Here is a 15183-nt window from a genome sequence, read left to right on the forward strand (position 1 = left end):
AATACTTATGAAAAGAGGGATATTATGTACAAAAATTTATGTTCTATTCTTATTTGTCCAAAATGTAAAAAAGCAATGAGTCTATCAGTTATTAAAGAGGAAAATCAAGAGGTTATAGAGGGAACTTTGACCTGCAGTAATGATCATAAATGGTTAATAAGAGATGGGGTTATTTATTTTAACTCAAAGGAACAAACAATTACTAATGCCTGGGAAGACGCCTATAAATATAAGAAATATGAAGAAATAGATAATGAAATTTTAAAAAATACTCCTGAAAATATGAAAAGAATCTACACTAAAACAATAGACTTCTTTATAAATGAAGTTAATAAAGGTACTAATAACAAACTAATACTTGATATAGCAACCGGAAGGGGGATACTAGTAACCAATCTTGCAAGAAGTATTAAAACAGATTGTGAAATAATATGTTGTGACCTAAGCTTTCAGGTATTAAAATATGATAGGTTAAAAATTAAAAAAATTAATCCTAATTTAAAAGTTAATTATATAGCCTGCGATGCTACAAATCTTCCTATAAAAGATAATTCAATAGACCTTTCTTTATCCTTCTTTGGAATTCACAATATGTTTGATAAAATACCAGGTGGAATAAAAGAAGCTAAAAGAGTTTTAAAACCAGGAAAACAGTTACTGAATACATCTATGTGTATCAAAAATGATTCTAAGGGTTATAAGGTTTTAAAAGAAGTCTTAAATTCTCAAGAAACTTATAATTGTGAGGAATTTTTCACTGAGAGTGGTTGTAAAGAAGTTCATGAAAAGGCTGATTTTTCAAAGGTTAATATGGTAAAAATAGCAGAAGATATTGGAGCAAAAGCTTTAAATGACCTTTTGCCCTTTGAAGGAGAGTGGTTTTCTATTATAGTTTCTCAATGTTTTAAGAATAAATAGAAAGGACAAGTTTATACTTGTCCTTTCTATTTATAAGGAGTAACAACTGGCTTTCCATCTGAATTAAGAAGCACCGATAGTCCTCCTGCAACTCCATTGCTAATATATAAATAATTAACTCCTGTTTCAGTATCTACAATAACCCTAAAGGTTTCTGACATTCCTTCTACTATTCTAACTTCAAATCTTTTTTGACGTTCCATCTTTTCACCTCATAGATTTATATAGAATATATATATTAGCAATTTAAACTTTATATAACTAGAAACTTATCTTAAATTACTCCTTAAATAACCTGCTTATAAGAAAAAAAAGGATGTGAAACTATTAAGTTAGCTCCACATACTTATTTTTTTTCTTATTAATAATATCCCAGTTTACCATCTCTTTTAGCCTTATTTTCGAATATTTTAAATACCATAATACCTATGGTAAGCCATATTAATGATGTTAATATTAAAATACATAATTTACTTAATGAAATATTACCATAAGTAATAGACTCTCTAACCAAATCATTTCCTAAGGTAAGAGGAATTAACTTCTTTATAACAACCTTATTACTTGTTTTAGCAACTGTATCGCATGAAAATAGAAAGAATATTTGAAGAAAAAATACTATCTTTCCTATCTTTTTTTCTTTTAAAGCTATTCCACCTAAAATTAGACCAATTCCATACATTCCGATTAAAGTTATTAATAATATTATTAATGAAGTAATATTAAAAGCTATTGAAACATCTAAAAATACCTTTGATATAATTAAAATTATAGCTATTATTAATACTTCCAATATAAAGGATTGAACAAAAGTAGCTACATTAAGGACTTCTATAGGAATTATTGACATATATTTATGTTCTAATGTACCTGAAGTAGCCTCACAGACAACAGTGCTGCTCATTGTATTCATGGCCATATTAGAAAAATTCCAAAGGATATATCCTATTAGCATTAATTCTCTACTTCCCGCTTTTCCATTAGAATATATTGATTTTAAACTAGAACCAGAATTCATAACTATTAAACTAAAATATAAAAGTAGCATATTTATTACTTCAGACAAAAAGTTCATTCTATAGTTCCAAGCTTCTTCAAATCCTATTCTTAATTCTTCCATAAATCCTCTTAAATAGATCATATTAAACTCCTTTCCTAACTACACCTAGGTATCTATTTCGTATTTCATCTAATGATAGGTCTTTATTTATTATATTATCTTGAATTTCTCCATTATTAATTAATATGTATCTATCGCTTACATCCTTAGTAAACTCTAGATCATGAGATGTTAGTAACACGTATGTTCCTAAATTTTCTTTTATTAAATTTAACAAACTTACTAAGTCGCTTTTAGCCTCAATATCAAGACCATTAGATGGTTCATCTAATATAAGTATTTTAGGTTCTATCAAAATAGAGGTTAGTATTGATACTTTTTGTTTTTGTCCTAAAGATAAATCACATACACGTTTATTTAACAAATCTTTTATTTTAAACATTTCATCATATTTATCAATATTTTCATTTATTATCTTTCTGCTTTTGCCTTTAAGCGCTCCAAAATAATAAAAATTACTTATAACTTTTGCCCTCCAATATATATTTCTAGCTCCATCTAGTATTAATTCTATTTCATTTTTATATGGATTATTTCCATTTTTAATTTCTAATTCATCAATAGTTATACTTCCATTATCAAAAATAATTAATCCTGCTAAACACTTTGTTAGTGTTGTCTTTCCTGCTCCATTAGGTCCTAATAAACAAACTACTTCATTTTCAGCTATGTCAAATGTAACTTTATTTAGGGCAACTTTACCCGTTTTTTTATAGATCTTAGTTATATCTTTAAATTCTATCATTAATATCACAACCTTTATATAAAATATATTGTTAATACTAAATACCATTCCATCAATAACATAACTACTTATATATAGAAGTAAATTCATATTCTAATTATTCTATGTATTCTGAAAATTTTATGTATTAATTGGGAATTTCTTTTTTATTTTATTATATTCACAAAAAGAACTAAAGTCAAATTATTATATAATACCTATGATTTTAAATAATTTAAATTATATGGTAATAAGTAAAATATTTCAGTATGTATATTTGTTGAAGTTAAAAAATTTAATTTAGATAAGATACTAGAAAACGCCTAAAAATTAAATATAAAGATCTTAAAGCAAGTTTACATATTGCTAATACCTTATTTTATATAGAATTAAAGCATTAGCAATATTATTTTTATCCTAAATTACTCATTAAATAAACTTCCTTCTTTTCTTCCTCTGTAATTCCAATATATCTTAAGGTTTCACGTTTTGATGAATGGTTAAAGATCTGCATTAAAAGCTCTAGGGATACCCCTTTATTATAAGCATGATATCCAAAAGTTTTACGAAGACTATGAGTTCCAAGTTCTCCTTCTACTATGTTTCCATTTTCATCCTTTTTAACAAGACCAACAGCCTCACCTGCATTATTTAAAATATACCAAGCATGTTGACGAGTAATTGGTTTGTTTCCACCTTTTCTACTTTTAAATATGTATTCATCTAAGGATTCTGGTTTTACTTCCTTTATATAAGTTTCCAAAACTTTTTTTATAATAGGTCCTATATAAAATCTATTTGACTTTGAAGTTTTCTTTTCTGTAATTAAACAAGAATCCTTTATTTTAAAATCTGGATAAACAAGATCTTCAAATTTTAACTTTAAAATATCGCTAATTCTAAGTCCTACATTTATTCCAAAAATAAACAATAATTCATTTCTTGTACTTTGACCCTTTAAATAAGTTCTCATAGCTTTTATTAATTTCATATCTCGAATTGGTTCAACTGTTTTCATATTTTTTACCTTTCTAACAAATTTAAGTTAATTTTCTAATAAAAGTATTTTACTAAAGCTATATTACATTTCATATATATAGTTAGTGATGTGTCACATTGAATTTAAAATTTTTAGGATGCCTAAAAAAACATCCCTGAAAGTCGCATTCTACCGTAAATTGAATCTTATAAAACTGGGTTATGTAAGATTCGCATTCCATTATATAGAAAAATTTACAATAACTATTTTTTTGCTTTTAAAAGTTATTACTTAAGTAGAATAACAGATTTTTGGAAAATATCAAAAACATTTTTTACCATTAAATTCAAAAAATAAATCACTGGTTTAATTTAAAATATTCTTAATTTTTAAAATATTATTTATATTATAAATTTTCATATATTCGTAATGATTGTAACCTTATTTTCCCAAAATATATTTTCATAATATTAAATTAAATCATAGCTTTTTATTTTATCATAATTTAACATTATTGTAATTTTAAGTTATAATAACATTAAAAGGTTATAAAAGGAGGATTTGTATGGAGGAGTTAATAAAAAGAGCAAAAGAAGGAGATCGTTTAGCTATAATTTATATTATTGAAAAATATAAACCCTTTGTTATAAAATGTGCTTCTAAATATAATGTTCCCGCATATGACTTTGAAGATTTAGTACAGCATGGCTATCTTTCCATTATTAAAGCAATACATATGTATAAATCTAACAGTAATTCTTATAATGGATATATTCTAAATGCTATAACTTTAAATTTTAAAGCACTTCTAAAAGGGGAGATAAAACATTTTAGAGAAATGCCAGATGAAGACATAATGGAAAAAGAGGATTATTATGATTTTACCTTAGAAGATGAAATCATAGCTTATGAAGAAGTTGAAAAACTTTACAGTATATTAGATACCTTAGAAAAATTAGAAAGAGAAATTATAAAAAGACACTATATTAATGAAGAAAGTTTTATAGACATTGCTAGTGATCTAGATATAAACTACAATAGAACCATGTATTTAAAGAAAAGAGGTCTTTTGAAATTAAGACATAGCTTACTAGATATAAGCACCTAAATTTAGGTGCTTTTTTTGTATTACAAATGTAATACACTCCTTATATAATAATATTTAAAATTTATCTATAAAAAAATGATTTTTAAGAATCTTTTTTATAGATACTTTTAATAATTCCTTATAATACATTTTTGAAATTCAAATGATCAAGTTCTTATTTAGAATATTTCTTTAATATTGGCTTAGTAACTTGAAAAATACTAGCTCCAAATAAAACACCAGTAAGCATATAAATGAATACATTAAAAATTATTATGGAAATATTTATCGGATAAGTAATACTACATATACTTAATATGAATCCCCAAGTAATTATTCCCTTAATAACAATATATTTAGTCTTTATATCATTTAAAGTATATTGTTTTTTTGTCAAATTAATATAAAAATCATACTTTAATTTGCCAGCAATTAAACCTATAAAAACACACAATATAAGCTTTATTCCAATTAATAAACACATCTTATATAAGTTACCACTTGAACTTTTATATATAAACTCATTTAAACATGCTAATAAAAATACCTCGGGCAAGTATCTTAATATAACATTTTCTATTAGAACATATCTAAGACAGCTAATACTATTTATCTTTAATATATGCTTTTCAAAATTTTGTTCCATAAATCCTCCTTACTATAAATATATACAGTGTTTTTCAAGAATTTTATATATTCATATTACTATTATTTTAAATAAATGTATAGAGTTATGGCAATATTCAAATTAATTTTCAACCTACTAAAAATCGCTATAAACCTAGATTTATATATATGAATGGTAACTTTTTCTTGTAATTTATTTAGTTTTTTGTATAATAAATGTAATATTAATCAGTAAGGTATAAATATATTCACTAAAAAAGGAGGAAACTTATGGATAATTTAGGTACCATACAAATAGAAACTAATCAGCTTATTTTAAGGAAATTTAAATTAACAGATTCCATGGATATGTTTAAAAATTGGGGAAGTGATACTAATGAATAAAGAAATTTTTTTAAAAGTAATGTCTTATATTTTACCTATAGTTTTACTTATTGTAACCATAGTAAATTATATTTATGGACTTAGTGGGAAAGAGTTTTTATTAAATCCTTCTTTTGTTGCTATCTTTTGTATAATATTTTATTTATTCATGAATCATCTAACAAAAGATACTTCTAAATTTGATAAAGTGAAAAAATTAAACCTACTTTCATTTCTTTTATATTCATTATTTGAACTTGTTGTATTGATATTATCATAAAAACTTTAAAATAAAGCATTATCTTTATGGAAAATTAATCTATAATTTACTTTATGAGGAGTTAAAAGATAAGGGAGAATTTAAAGTATTGCAAAATGCAGTAAACCCGTAAATACAAATGACTTTATGCTAATGTAGTGGACTGTCTTATAATTGGAATAGTTCTATTATAAGACAGCCCTTGTGATTCCTAATATTAAAGATCCAATTCATATAGATTACATTCATGAACTCTTTTAAACTTCCTTTTGATTTTTTCTTTATTTTCACCAGTATAATGAGCAAAACAACTACATATAAATAACTTTTCTATTTTAGTATCAATAATATCTTTACATTCATTATTTTCCATATACACATGAAGATATGATTCCTTCCATTCAAAGTTTTTATTTTTATACCAATCATTTACCCATCCATCATCTCTTGTCCACGCTTGAAGTTTTTTTATCCCTTTATGCTTTAATCTTAATACAGACTCATTTAGTAATGTAGTTGCAATTCCAAGTCGTCTATATTCAGGTAATACAGCCAAATGCCATATTACTCCACCTAACTCATCAAGCTTATAACATGCTTTCCCTTGTTCTATTTCATATTCTATGTCTATTAATCCAACTATTTTATTATCTATTTCTGCAACTAATTCAATAGAAGGATTTTCATAATGTTCTTTTTCACGTAATACATCATCAAAATATGCACTATCCAAAAAAGATAAGACCCTACATCTTACCCATTGAAGCTCGTCCGTTTTTTTATATTCACGTATTTTCATTTTTATATCACCTCAATTATATTAATTTAAGTCTATAATGTATTACACCCATATTATAAATATAATATGGGTGTAATACATTTAATATTTATTTATTAAGAATTTCTAATTCTGATGTAACAGGTAAATTTTCTTTTATAACAGCAATTACTTTATCATAATCACTCTTTTTAAAATAGAAACTTTGTTCCATAAAGCCGCCAAATAACTTAACTTTTATATTCTTTGAACTTATTACAGAAACCTTTTTAATTTCATTCCATAATATAATTTGCTTATATTTATACATTGAAACAAAACCCTTTGAAGAAATGCCTTCCTTAACACATGAACTTATGAACGTAAGAATTCCCAATGCTCCGATTATATAATGACCCCAATTCTGTGCATAAGTATACATGATCCACCCAAGAACAATAACACTAGTTAACATAGTAAAAAGTTCAATATATCTTTTCTTCGTAGGTATTTTTAATGTTTTTATATATCTTAGCTGTTGCAGAATAATCATAACAAGAATTATTGGAATTATAATATTAATAATTTTCACTGTATTCCTCCTATTTTATACATATAATAAACTTGTCTATTTATAATGCTTTCTACGAAGTAACTTTAAATCTTTCTAAATCTTTTAATCCGTCATATACTTCCTTCCTAGTAAAATTACTTTTTTCTAAATCCTCATCACTTTTATCAAGTAATGAATTATAAAATTGAAATGTTATTTATATATACTAATTACAGTAGAACATATTTTAATTACGCCCATTATAACATAGTTTGTCTAAATACAATATAATTTTTCTGAAGAATTTATTTATATAGAATTTATAAAAAAGTTATAAGTATAAGTTAAAGCTTATTTCATAATAAGGTATTTAATGTTATAATAGATTTATAAGTGGTATAAATAAACACATTTTAAAGTATGATTCACGTATATTACAAGTATAATATATATGTATTACTAATTAAGGAGGACATAATGTTTAAAAAACATAATTTAGATAATTTCCAATATGCATTAATTACAATTTTTCTATTAGCCACATTACTTATTCCTATTTTATGTGTATCTAATGTTAGTTCCTATTTAACCTCAAAGTTTGCTTGGTTTTATGTTATTTTTGCATTAATTATAGTTGGATTTTTTGCTTTTATCCTAATATTTAATCTTATAAAATTTAGACATGCTATTAACTTTAAAAAAAGAACTTTGAGCTTTATTAAAGGGTTTTTTTTAATATTTATTCTTTGTTTTTTACTTAAACACTTTAAAGGAACTTGGAACTTACTAAGTAGTATAGAGGAATCACTATTTATATCTTTAATTATGACTTTTTCAGATTTAATGATTTTTAAAGATCATATTAAAGATGAAGCTGAATAGAAACTAAGATTAATAAAAACACCTCCTTTTGTTAAACTCAAACAAAGAGAGGTGTTTTAAGAACTGTAGTATAAATTTCAAATTTCAGTTATAATTTGTAATAAAGTCAAATAATTTTTTAAAGGTGGTATATAGGCTATGACGTGGAAAAAAATCAGTTTAATAATAACAGTTATATTTAGCATTTATTTAGTTGGGTGTTCCTCCATTCAAGAAAAAACTAGTTTAAATGACAACAATAAAAATCAAAATATTATGAAAAGTAAGGATTCTACAGATAATAAGGTTAATAATAAGAATTCAAAAGAAAGTACTAGTACTATACAAAAAAGTGAATCTAATATTGTTGAAAATTCAAAAAATAAGCAAGTTGATAAAGTTAAACCACAAAAAAATAGTATTAAAGAAAATGAAATTAACAAAAAAAATTATTCTCTTGAAATAGGTATGTCTGTTGAAACTGTAAAGAATATTTTAAAGAAAAATAATATAGAAATTCAAAATGAAATAGAAGTAACTACAACACCTAGTGACCCTTCCTTTGGAAATAGACAATTATGGACAAAAAATATGACTTTAGAGTTTGATAAAAATACTAATAAATTGTGTTCAATTGAAAAATATCCTCAATAAAACATTAATGTTAAATTTCATTTTTCAGGATAATCAAATATAACATAAAAAGGTGAGTATTATTTCACCTTCTGGCTGTTGATAAACATAGTTTGTCAACAGCCTTTTTACTTTTATTACAAAAATCATTTCTATTATTTTTGTAGAATATGTATTTATATTAATAAACTCTTTAGCCCATTAGATATAACTACAAAGAGAAAATATCTACTAAAAACAAGTCCATTATAAAGGCGGGCCATATAAATAGGCTCGCCTAACTTTTTAAATTTCATAACTATTTTAATTTTATTATAAACTTATTGTCTTATAAAACTAAAACATTGATTGTCCTTACCATGAAAAGGGAAAACCTGTATATTGGCACCATTGTTAGTATTAGAACCATATAAATCTAATACCATTGGATTTATATAATCTCCTACATAATTAGCTAGTGTATAGTAGTCATTACAATTATAGTGAAGATACCATCTTTGTCCCATATCTATAGGATCATTAGTTACATAATCTGCTACAATTACATTTACTCCCGATGCTTTGTTTGTACTAATTCTAGCTAACACTTTATTTCTATATGCTACACTTCTAATTACAAAGGCTCTATTCGTAGAGTCAAATTCTACAGTCCATTTTTGATTATCTGCATTAGATTTATCCCATATTCTCACATTATATGATCCATCATTACCATTAACATCTAAAACTTTATTATTATTCAACTTACTTGCTATTACCCATTCCCCTGTTAATAACTCTTTTATCCTTTGATTCCAGTTCATCTGTTAAACTTCATCCCTTCGTTTTTATATTTAATACACTATATATACTATGAAAAACAAAAATTTTGGTGAATTTTGATTTATTATGTTTTATATTATAAAAAGCAACCTATTCTTTGTGACTAAATATATTGATTAGTTTATTATGATATAATTTAAAATACATTAAATTAGTAAAAGGGTGGGTTTTATTATGATATGTAAAGAATGTTATAGTCCTAATCCAAGGGTAACCCCTATTTTAAAACCAAAACAATGTCTAGAAAATCATACTCAGTATATCTGTTCAACTTGTGGCAGATGTATTTGCATTGAAAAAGATCCTAAACGAAATGTTTATAGATGGAATTTTCCTTTTAAAACCCTAGAAATAGCTAAACTATATTTAAAAACAGCAGAAGTAAGTTGCAAGGATACTTGTGGAATTTATGAAATTATAGGAAAGAATAATAGGATTTCTTATAAAATATTTCATACAGAAGGGGATTTAAAGATGTATTTATTAAAAAATAAGGACAAGTTATGTAAAAGCAATAGACCTATTTATATATCAGAAAAATACATTGAAAGCCCTAATGCTGAAATACGTAAACTAACTAAAACTGAAATAGAAGTTTATCTTACAGAACAAAAGCAAATATAACTTTTTTAATACGGTTCTGCATTTTTGCAGCATAATCATTCTAAATAACTTTGGCTATGTTTTAATAAGGACCTAAGTAATATTACTTAAGTCCTTTTATATTTAATATTTTATTAAGATTTGTTGCAATAATGATTATATTCGTCATAATAAAAAATAATATAATACCTATTCTAATTTCGCATTTATTAATATATTTAATTATTTCTTTTTTATTTGAATGTAAATCATAGTCCTTTTTATAAAAATTTTGAAAATCTTTATGGCTAAGATACATCATAACAGCAAATAATAAATATGTAACTACTTTCATTAAATGTATGTTCAATACTACTTACCTCCGTTATAAATAGTCTTAATAAATCTCTTGAACAATATTTTAGAGAATTTTTATCCTTAGCTATTCAGCAGTATAGTTCAGAATTTAAGTTACAAGTAATTTATATATAAACTCATATATTTATTGAAAATTCAATCAAATTATAACATATGTTAGAAAAATATGTAATTAATATTATTTATTCTGACTTTAATTTTGATTAGAACTATAATAAATACCACTACAATTAGATAATAAGAATAAATTTATATTTTACTAGTTTTTTATTTTTTAGAAATAAGTCTTATTTTTAATTAGAAATAAATGTTTCCCAAACAATTTTACCCTTTTTATCTAGGTACATACAATGTAATTTATTTTTTTCTTCCTTTTCGCAATATAATAAGTCTTTATATTCATGGTTTATAATACGAAACTCTGGTTTTAATATGTAATTTCCTTTTTTGTCTATAAGACCAGTTTTAATTTTTTTTGAATTCATAGAAGGATATACTACAGCAGTACCATTATAAAAAATAGATACTGCTTCATATTGAGGTTTAACTATAAAAATACCTTTTTTATTTATATAACCCATTTTATTATTGACCTTCACGGAAGCTAATCCTTCATTAAAATGTGGAGAATTTGCATCTTCATCTATTTTAAAATTGCATATAAAGTTTCCTGATTTATTTATAAATCCAGTTTTTTTATTTAATTTAGCAAAGGCAACATCCTCTTTAAATCCATTAACTTTATCAAATTTAGGTTCAATTACTATTTTTCCTTTATTGTTAACAAAGCCCCATTTATTATTTTTACAAATAGCTGCCAATCCCTCAGATGATTTATAAGTTTGGTCGAATTCAAAAGCAGTTATAGGTTTCATTTCTTTATTAATAAAAGCCCATTTTTTATTCTTATATACAGATGCTATTCCATCTGAAAAACCTTTCGCAAAATCAAAGATAAAATCACATTTAGATTTACCTGTTTTATCAATAAAACCCCATTTATTATTTTTACAAACACATGCTAATCCTTCATTGAAGCTTAAGTCAGTAAAATCAAATTGATCTTTAATTACTAATTTTCCTGTAGTATCGATGAAACCAAATTTGTTATTTTTACGTACTGAAGCTAAGCCCTCTTTAAAATTCCAACTGAAATCCAATCCAGGAGAGTCAGTAATAATCTTTCCTTTTGAATTAACAAAATACTGTTTTCCGTTATTAATAATTGTTCCCATGCCGTTAATAAAAGTTAAAGTATTATCATATTTACAATCTACTACTTTTTTTCCTTCCTTATCTATATAACCATATAGTATTTTACCGTTTTTTTCTTCTGAAATAGGATATAAAATCTCTGATTCATCTTCTTTTGATGTTTTAGATGATGTAGAACTACAACCTACAAATGTACTTAATGAAAATATTGCTACTAAAATTGCTAGAATAATGGATTGAAGTTTTTTCATAGTATATCCCCTTTATGTTTAGTATATATTCATATTTTTTGTAATATTAAAACCATAGCTTATTGTAAATATATTATCATTATTTTTTGATAAAAAACATAACCAAATAGCTTTAATTCTTTATTTTAATTTAGTATTATAAAATAAAAATAATGGGCTATTTAACTTTAATAATATAAAAAATAAGACTTATAAAAATTTTAAAACAAAAACTAGTAATAAATTTATTACTAGTTTTTTACATTTAAGAATTAGTTTAGATTTACATTATTTATTTGTGTTTTTTGAATAAAATTTTTCCCAAACAATTTTTTGTTTTTTATTTAAATACATAGAATGCATTTTACTATTTTCTTTTTTTACACAATATATTAGGTCTTTGCCTGTATAATCTATATATAAGTACTCAGGTTTTAATACATAATTGCCTTGTTTATCTATAAGGCCTTCTGTTTTTTTATATGGGGAGGCTATAGCCATATCATTAATAAAATTATATCCTATTTTATATTGGGGTTTGATTATAAATTCTCCTTTTTTATCCATATACCCAATTTTATTATTAACTTTTATAGCAGCTAATTCATCTTTAAAATGTGGAGGTACTGCATTTTCATCCATTTTAAAACTGCATACGAAGTTTCCAGATTTATTTATAAATCCAGTTTTTTTATTTAATTTAGCAAAGGCAAAACCTTCTTTAAATGCATTAACTTTATCAAATTTAGGTTCAATTATTAATTTTCCTTTACTATTAACAAAACCCCATTTATTATTTTTACAAAAAGATGCCAATCCCTCAGATGATTCACAGGCTTGGTCAAATTCAAAAGCAGTTATAGGTTTCATTTCTTTATTAATAAAAGCCCACTTTTTATTCTTATATACAGGTGCTATTCCATCTGAAAATCTTTCAGCAAAATCAAATGTAAAATCACATTTAAATTTCCCTTGTTTATCCATATAGGCCCATTTATTATTCTTGCAAACTGGTGCTAAGTCTTCATGAAAACCTTCAAAAACATCATCAAATTGATAATCAAATATAACTTTACCTGTTTTATCTATAAAACCATATTTATTATTGTTACGTACAGCAGCTAAACCTTCCCTAAAGTTATAGACTGATTGAAATTCTATATTTGGCGTAATAAGTTTTCCGTTTATATTAATAAAAGAAAATTTATTATTAAGTACTATTATTGACATACCATTAACAGATTTAAAAACATCATCATATTTACAATCTACTACTTTTTTTCCTTCCTTATTTATATAACCATATAGAAGTTTACCGTTTTTTTCCTCTGAAATAGGATATAAAATCTCAGATTCATCTTCTTTTGATGTTTTAGATGATGTAGAATTACAGCCTACAAATGTACTTAATAAAAATATTGCTACTAAAGTTGCTAGAATAATGCATGGAATTTTTTTCATAGTATATCCCCTTTATGTTTAGTATACATTCATAATTTTTGTAATATTAAAACCGTAGCTTATTGTAAATATATAATAACATTGTTCTTTAATAAACAATATAATTCACTTAGGGAAAGAACCTATCTATTTTTTTTTTAATAAAATACATACATTTTGACAGATAAACTTTTTTAATCTATAATTCTAAAATAGAATATTCATATCCTAACAAGCTTATAAATTTATACATATCATCTATGGAAATAAACATTGTCTTTGTATTGTCATTAGGATGAAAGGTAATAAATTTCTCTGAGAGCATTTCCTTATCTAAGTAAATTCTTATATCATGCTCCACATTATTAATTAATCCAAACAATGATACAGCTCCAGGTACTAAGCCCATTTTTTCCATTAACCTTTTAGGTGAACAAAAACTTATACTTTTTTCATCTAAGATCTTTTCAAGCTTTTTAATATCTAATCTTTTCTTATCATCCATAATTACTAAATAATATGCAGTCTTCTTTCTATTAGATAAAAAAAGTGTTTTTGTACGTACACCTTCCTTACCTTCAATATACCTATCTGCATCCTCTGTAGTCTCTGCCGGTGGATGTTCAACAATATCATAGGAAATTCCCATTTTCTTCAATGTTTTGTATACCACTTCACAAGATTCCATAATAACCTCCAGTTTTTAATGTATAGTATCATTATATCATCTACTAATATATTAACTGTATAATTAATGCTTATAATCTATAAAATTTTTAAGTATCAATTTAAAACCTTATAAAAAGTCTTAAAATACAAATCTTTTTACAGTTATTTAAAGGAAATTTATATCTATAATAGAAGATAATATAAAATACATATGTATTTTATTTGTATTATATTTTTATTCTAGGGGGATAAGTATGGATAGAAGAAATTTTGATAAATTAGATTTAAATTCCCAAATTGAATATGTAAACAAAAGATTAGGAAAAGGGGAGTCCCTAAGAAAAATATCAGATGATCTAAAAATACAAAGGAAAACCATAAGATTAAGATTTAGAAAGAATAATTATGAATTTAATAAAGAAAAAAATAAATATATTTGTAATATAGCTATAGCAAGAAATCTTTGTAAAGAAAAAGAAATTCCTAATTTAAATATAAAAACTAATACTACTGAAACTCAAAACACTTATAATACAAATGTAATACAGAAAGAACCCTTGGAAAATAAGGAAAATACACTTGTATTACAAGATAATATAAAAAATGATTTATTTGAAATCATTAATGCAAAGGAAGATATTTTTAAACTTATTAACTGGTTTCATAAAATAGAAAGCGAAGAAAAAATTATAGAAGTTCCAGAACTCAAAATAGATAAAGCAAAGTTTTCTGGTGATGTAAAAGTTACAACTATTAGAATTTACTCAGGAATAAAAGATAAATTCCAGGAGTTTATAAAAAAGTTTCCTGAGTTTAAATCCCAAGACATATATACAGAAGCTCTATTAGAGTTTATAGAAAAGTATGATAAATCACTAGTGTTTAATAAATGGATTTAAAATCCTATTGACAATAATCTTATGTAATAAAGTTCTATTTATACCATCAATATATAAATGAAAATAG

The 15183-nt window shown here is 24.2% G+C and carries 20 protein-coding genes; 7 read left to right on the forward strand and 13 right to left on the reverse strand.

The features are described from left to right. Nucleotides 1-24: 24 nt before the first annotated feature. Nucleotides 25-918, forward strand: coding sequence for a class I SAM-dependent methyltransferase (locus tag QOZ93_RS10315; RefSeq protein WP_307356252.1), 894 nt, complete (start codon nucleotides 25-27; stop codon nucleotides 916-918). A 26-nt stretch (nucleotides 919-944) separates the two neighbouring features. Here QOZ93_RS10315 and QOZ93_RS10320 read toward each other — a convergent pair whose 3' ends face one another. From QOZ93_RS10320 to QOZ93_RS10335, 4 genes are all read right to left on the reverse strand, one after another. Further along, a complete protein-coding gene (locus tag QOZ93_RS10320; RefSeq protein ID WP_307356254.1) occupies nucleotides 945-1121 on the reverse strand; it encodes a DUF6440 family protein in 177 nt (58 codons plus the stop codon). Nucleotides 1122-1279: 158 nt separating this feature from the next. After that, complete coding sequence (locus QOZ93_RS10325; RefSeq protein ID WP_307356255.1) at nucleotides 1280-2059, reverse strand: ABC transporter permease; 780 nt, start codon at nucleotides 2057-2059, stop codon at nucleotides 1280-1282. A 1-nt stretch (nucleotide 2060) separates the two neighbouring features. Continuing rightward, nucleotides 2061-2873, reverse strand: a complete 813-nt coding sequence (locus QOZ93_RS10330; RefSeq protein WP_307356257.1) for an ABC transporter ATP-binding protein — start codon at nucleotides 2871-2873, stop codon at nucleotides 2061-2063. A 301-nt stretch (nucleotides 2874-3174) separates the two neighbouring features. Next, a complete protein-coding gene (locus tag QOZ93_RS10335; RefSeq protein ID WP_307356259.1) occupies nucleotides 3175-3780 on the reverse strand; it encodes a site-specific integrase in 606 nt (201 codons plus the stop codon). Nucleotides 3781-4306: 526 nt separating this feature from the next. Between QOZ93_RS10335 and QOZ93_RS10340 the strand changes: the two genes are divergently transcribed. Then, entirely contained in the window at nucleotides 4307-4849 is a 543-nt protein-coding gene (locus QOZ93_RS10340) for an RNA polymerase sigma factor (RefSeq protein WP_307356262.1), read from the forward strand. Between the two features lie 154 nt (nucleotides 4850-5003). Here the strand turns inward: QOZ93_RS10340 and QOZ93_RS10345 are convergent, their stop codons facing one another. Then, complete coding sequence (locus QOZ93_RS10345) at nucleotides 5004-5474, reverse strand: hypothetical protein (RefSeq protein ID WP_307356265.1); 471 nt, start codon at nucleotides 5472-5474, stop codon at nucleotides 5004-5006. Nucleotides 5475-5831: 357 nt separating this feature from the next. Here QOZ93_RS10345 and QOZ93_RS10350 point away from each other — a divergent pair, with 357 nt between their 5' ends. Next, nucleotides 5832-6098: a hypothetical protein gene (locus tag QOZ93_RS10350; protein ID WP_307356268.1), complete on the forward strand. Its 267-nt coding sequence runs from the start codon at nucleotides 5832-5834 to the stop codon at nucleotides 6096-6098. 196 nt (nucleotides 6099-6294) lie between these two features. On the opposite strand, the gene QOZ93_RS10355 is transcribed toward QOZ93_RS10350, so the two are convergent. From QOZ93_RS10355 to QOZ93_RS10365, 3 genes are all read right to left on the reverse strand, one after another. Beyond that, complete coding sequence (locus QOZ93_RS10355) at nucleotides 6295-6876, reverse strand: GNAT family N-acetyltransferase (RefSeq protein WP_307356269.1); 582 nt, start codon at nucleotides 6874-6876, stop codon at nucleotides 6295-6297. A gap of 88 nt (nucleotides 6877-6964) precedes the next feature. Continuing rightward, on the reverse strand, nucleotides 6965-7426 hold the full coding sequence (locus tag QOZ93_RS10360) for a hypothetical protein (RefSeq protein ID WP_307356271.1): 462 nt from the start codon (nucleotides 7424-7426) through the stop codon (nucleotides 6965-6967). Between the two features lie 52 nt (nucleotides 7427-7478). Further along, the gene (locus QOZ93_RS10365; protein ID WP_422723883.1) at nucleotides 7479-7604 is read right to left on the reverse strand and encodes a DUF6483 family protein; all 126 of its coding nucleotides are present in this window, start codon (nucleotides 7602-7604) and stop codon (nucleotides 7479-7481) included. Nucleotides 7605-7864: 260 nt separating this feature from the next. Between QOZ93_RS10365 and QOZ93_RS10370 the strand changes: the two genes are divergently transcribed. Together QOZ93_RS10370 and QOZ93_RS10375 are read left to right on the forward strand one after the other, a co-directional pair. Continuing rightward, nucleotides 7865-8269 (forward strand): hypothetical protein, encoded by a 405-nt coding sequence (locus tag QOZ93_RS10370; protein ID WP_307356274.1) that lies wholly within the window; start codon nucleotides 7865-7867, stop codon nucleotides 8267-8269. Nucleotides 8270-8407: 138 nt separating this feature from the next. Then, nucleotides 8408-8902, forward strand: coding sequence for a methionine aminopeptidase family protein (locus tag QOZ93_RS10375; protein ID WP_307356276.1), 495 nt, complete (start codon nucleotides 8408-8410; stop codon nucleotides 8900-8902). A 299-nt stretch (nucleotides 8903-9201) separates the two neighbouring features. Here the strand turns inward: QOZ93_RS10375 and QOZ93_RS10380 are convergent, their stop codons facing one another. After that, the gene (locus QOZ93_RS10380; RefSeq protein ID WP_307356278.1) at nucleotides 9202-9684 is read right to left on the reverse strand and encodes an RICIN domain-containing protein; all 483 of its coding nucleotides are present in this window, start codon (nucleotides 9682-9684) and stop codon (nucleotides 9202-9204) included. A gap of 193 nt (nucleotides 9685-9877) precedes the next feature. Between QOZ93_RS10380 and QOZ93_RS10385 the strand changes: the two genes are divergently transcribed. Continuing rightward, entirely contained in the window at nucleotides 9878-10327 is a 450-nt protein-coding gene (locus tag QOZ93_RS10385; RefSeq protein WP_307356280.1) for a hypothetical protein, read from the forward strand. Nucleotides 10328-10409: 82 nt separating this feature from the next. On the opposite strand, the gene QOZ93_RS10390 is transcribed toward QOZ93_RS10385, so the two are convergent. From QOZ93_RS10390 to QOZ93_RS10405, 4 genes are all read right to left on the reverse strand, one after another. Further along, nucleotides 10410-10655 carry a hypothetical protein gene (locus QOZ93_RS10390; protein ID WP_111944482.1) on the reverse strand — a complete coding sequence of 82 codons (246 nt, stop codon included), beginning with the start codon at nucleotides 10653-10655 and terminating at the stop codon, nucleotides 10410-10412. A gap of 301 nt (nucleotides 10656-10956) precedes the next feature. Beyond that, the gene (locus QOZ93_RS10395) at nucleotides 10957-12129 is read right to left on the reverse strand and encodes a WG repeat-containing protein (RefSeq protein ID WP_307356282.1); all 1173 of its coding nucleotides are present in this window, start codon (nucleotides 12127-12129) and stop codon (nucleotides 10957-10959) included. A gap of 267 nt (nucleotides 12130-12396) precedes the next feature. Further along, entirely contained in the window at nucleotides 12397-13569 is a 1173-nt protein-coding gene (locus QOZ93_RS10400; RefSeq protein WP_307356284.1) for a WG repeat-containing protein, read from the reverse strand. Between the two features lie 178 nt (nucleotides 13570-13747). After that, nucleotides 13748-14236 carry a prolyl-tRNA synthetase associated domain-containing protein gene (locus QOZ93_RS10405; protein WP_307356286.1) on the reverse strand — a complete coding sequence of 163 codons (489 nt, stop codon included), beginning with the start codon at nucleotides 14234-14236 and terminating at the stop codon, nucleotides 13748-13750. Between the two features lie 235 nt (nucleotides 14237-14471). Between QOZ93_RS10405 and QOZ93_RS10410 the strand changes: the two genes are divergently transcribed. Then, nucleotides 14472-15116 carry a hypothetical protein gene (locus QOZ93_RS10410; protein ID WP_307356288.1) on the forward strand — a complete coding sequence of 215 codons (645 nt, stop codon included), beginning with the start codon at nucleotides 14472-14474 and terminating at the stop codon, nucleotides 15114-15116. Nucleotides 15117-15183 lie beyond the last annotated feature (67 nt).

Origin of the sequence: Hathewaya limosa (assembly GCF_030815255.1) — a bacterium.
In the GTDB taxonomy this organism is placed as follows: Bacteria; Bacillota; Clostridia; order Clostridiales; family Clostridiaceae; genus Hathewaya; species Hathewaya limosa.

What these genes read in the sequence shown, in the direction of transcription:
- QOZ93_RS10315 (WP_307356252.1), top strand. Translation starts at nt 25, where the DNA reads ATGTACAAAAATTTATGTTCTATTCTTATTTGTCCAAAATGTAAAAAA.
- QOZ93_RS10320 (WP_307356254.1), bottom strand. Translation starts at nt 1,121, where the DNA reads ATGGAACGTCAAAAAAGATTTGAAGTTAGAATAGTAGAAGGAATGTCA.
- QOZ93_RS10325 (WP_307356255.1), bottom strand. Translation starts at nt 2,059, where the DNA reads ATGATCTATTTAAGAGGATTTATGGAAGAATTAAGAATAGGATTTGAA.
- QOZ93_RS10330 (WP_307356257.1), bottom strand. Translation starts at nt 2,873, where the DNA reads ATGAATTTACTTCTATATATAAGTAGTTATGTTATTGATGGAATGGTA.
- QOZ93_RS10335 (WP_307356259.1), bottom strand. Translation starts at nt 3,780, where the DNA reads ATGAAAACAGTTGAACCAATTCGAGATATGAAATTAATAAAAGCTATG.
- QOZ93_RS10340 (WP_307356262.1), top strand. Translation starts at nt 4,307, where the DNA reads ATGGAGGAGTTAATAAAAAGAGCAAAAGAAGGAGATCGTTTAGCTATA.
- QOZ93_RS10345 (WP_307356265.1), bottom strand. Translation starts at nt 5,474, where the DNA reads ATGGAACAAAATTTTGAAAAGCATATATTAAAGATAAATAGTATTAGC.
- QOZ93_RS10350 (WP_307356268.1), top strand. Translation starts at nt 5,832, where the DNA reads ATGAATAAAGAAATTTTTTTAAAAGTAATGTCTTATATTTTACCTATA.
- QOZ93_RS10355 (WP_307356269.1), bottom strand. Translation starts at nt 6,876, where the DNA reads ATGAAAATACGTGAATATAAAAAAACGGACGAGCTTCAATGGGTAAGA.
- QOZ93_RS10370 (WP_307356274.1), top strand. Translation starts at nt 7,865, where the DNA reads ATGTTTAAAAAACATAATTTAGATAATTTCCAATATGCATTAATTACA.
- QOZ93_RS10375 (WP_307356276.1), top strand. Translation starts at nt 8,408, where the DNA reads ATGACGTGGAAAAAAATCAGTTTAATAATAACAGTTATATTTAGCATT.
- QOZ93_RS10380 (WP_307356278.1), bottom strand. Translation starts at nt 9,684, where the DNA reads ATGAACTGGAATCAAAGGATAAAAGAGTTATTAACAGGGGAATGGGTA.
- QOZ93_RS10385 (WP_307356280.1), top strand. Translation starts at nt 9,878, where the DNA reads ATGATATGTAAAGAATGTTATAGTCCTAATCCAAGGGTAACCCCTATT.
- QOZ93_RS10395 (WP_307356282.1), bottom strand. Translation starts at nt 12,129, where the DNA reads ATGAAAAAACTTCAATCCATTATTCTAGCAATTTTAGTAGCAATATTT.
- QOZ93_RS10400 (WP_307356284.1), bottom strand. Translation starts at nt 13,569, where the DNA reads ATGAAAAAAATTCCATGCATTATTCTAGCAACTTTAGTAGCAATATTT.
- QOZ93_RS10405 (WP_307356286.1), bottom strand. Translation starts at nt 14,236, where the DNA reads ATGGAATCTTGTGAAGTGGTATACAAAACATTGAAGAAAATGGGAATT.
- QOZ93_RS10410 (WP_307356288.1), top strand. Translation starts at nt 14,472, where the DNA reads ATGGATAGAAGAAATTTTGATAAATTAGATTTAAATTCCCAAATTGAA.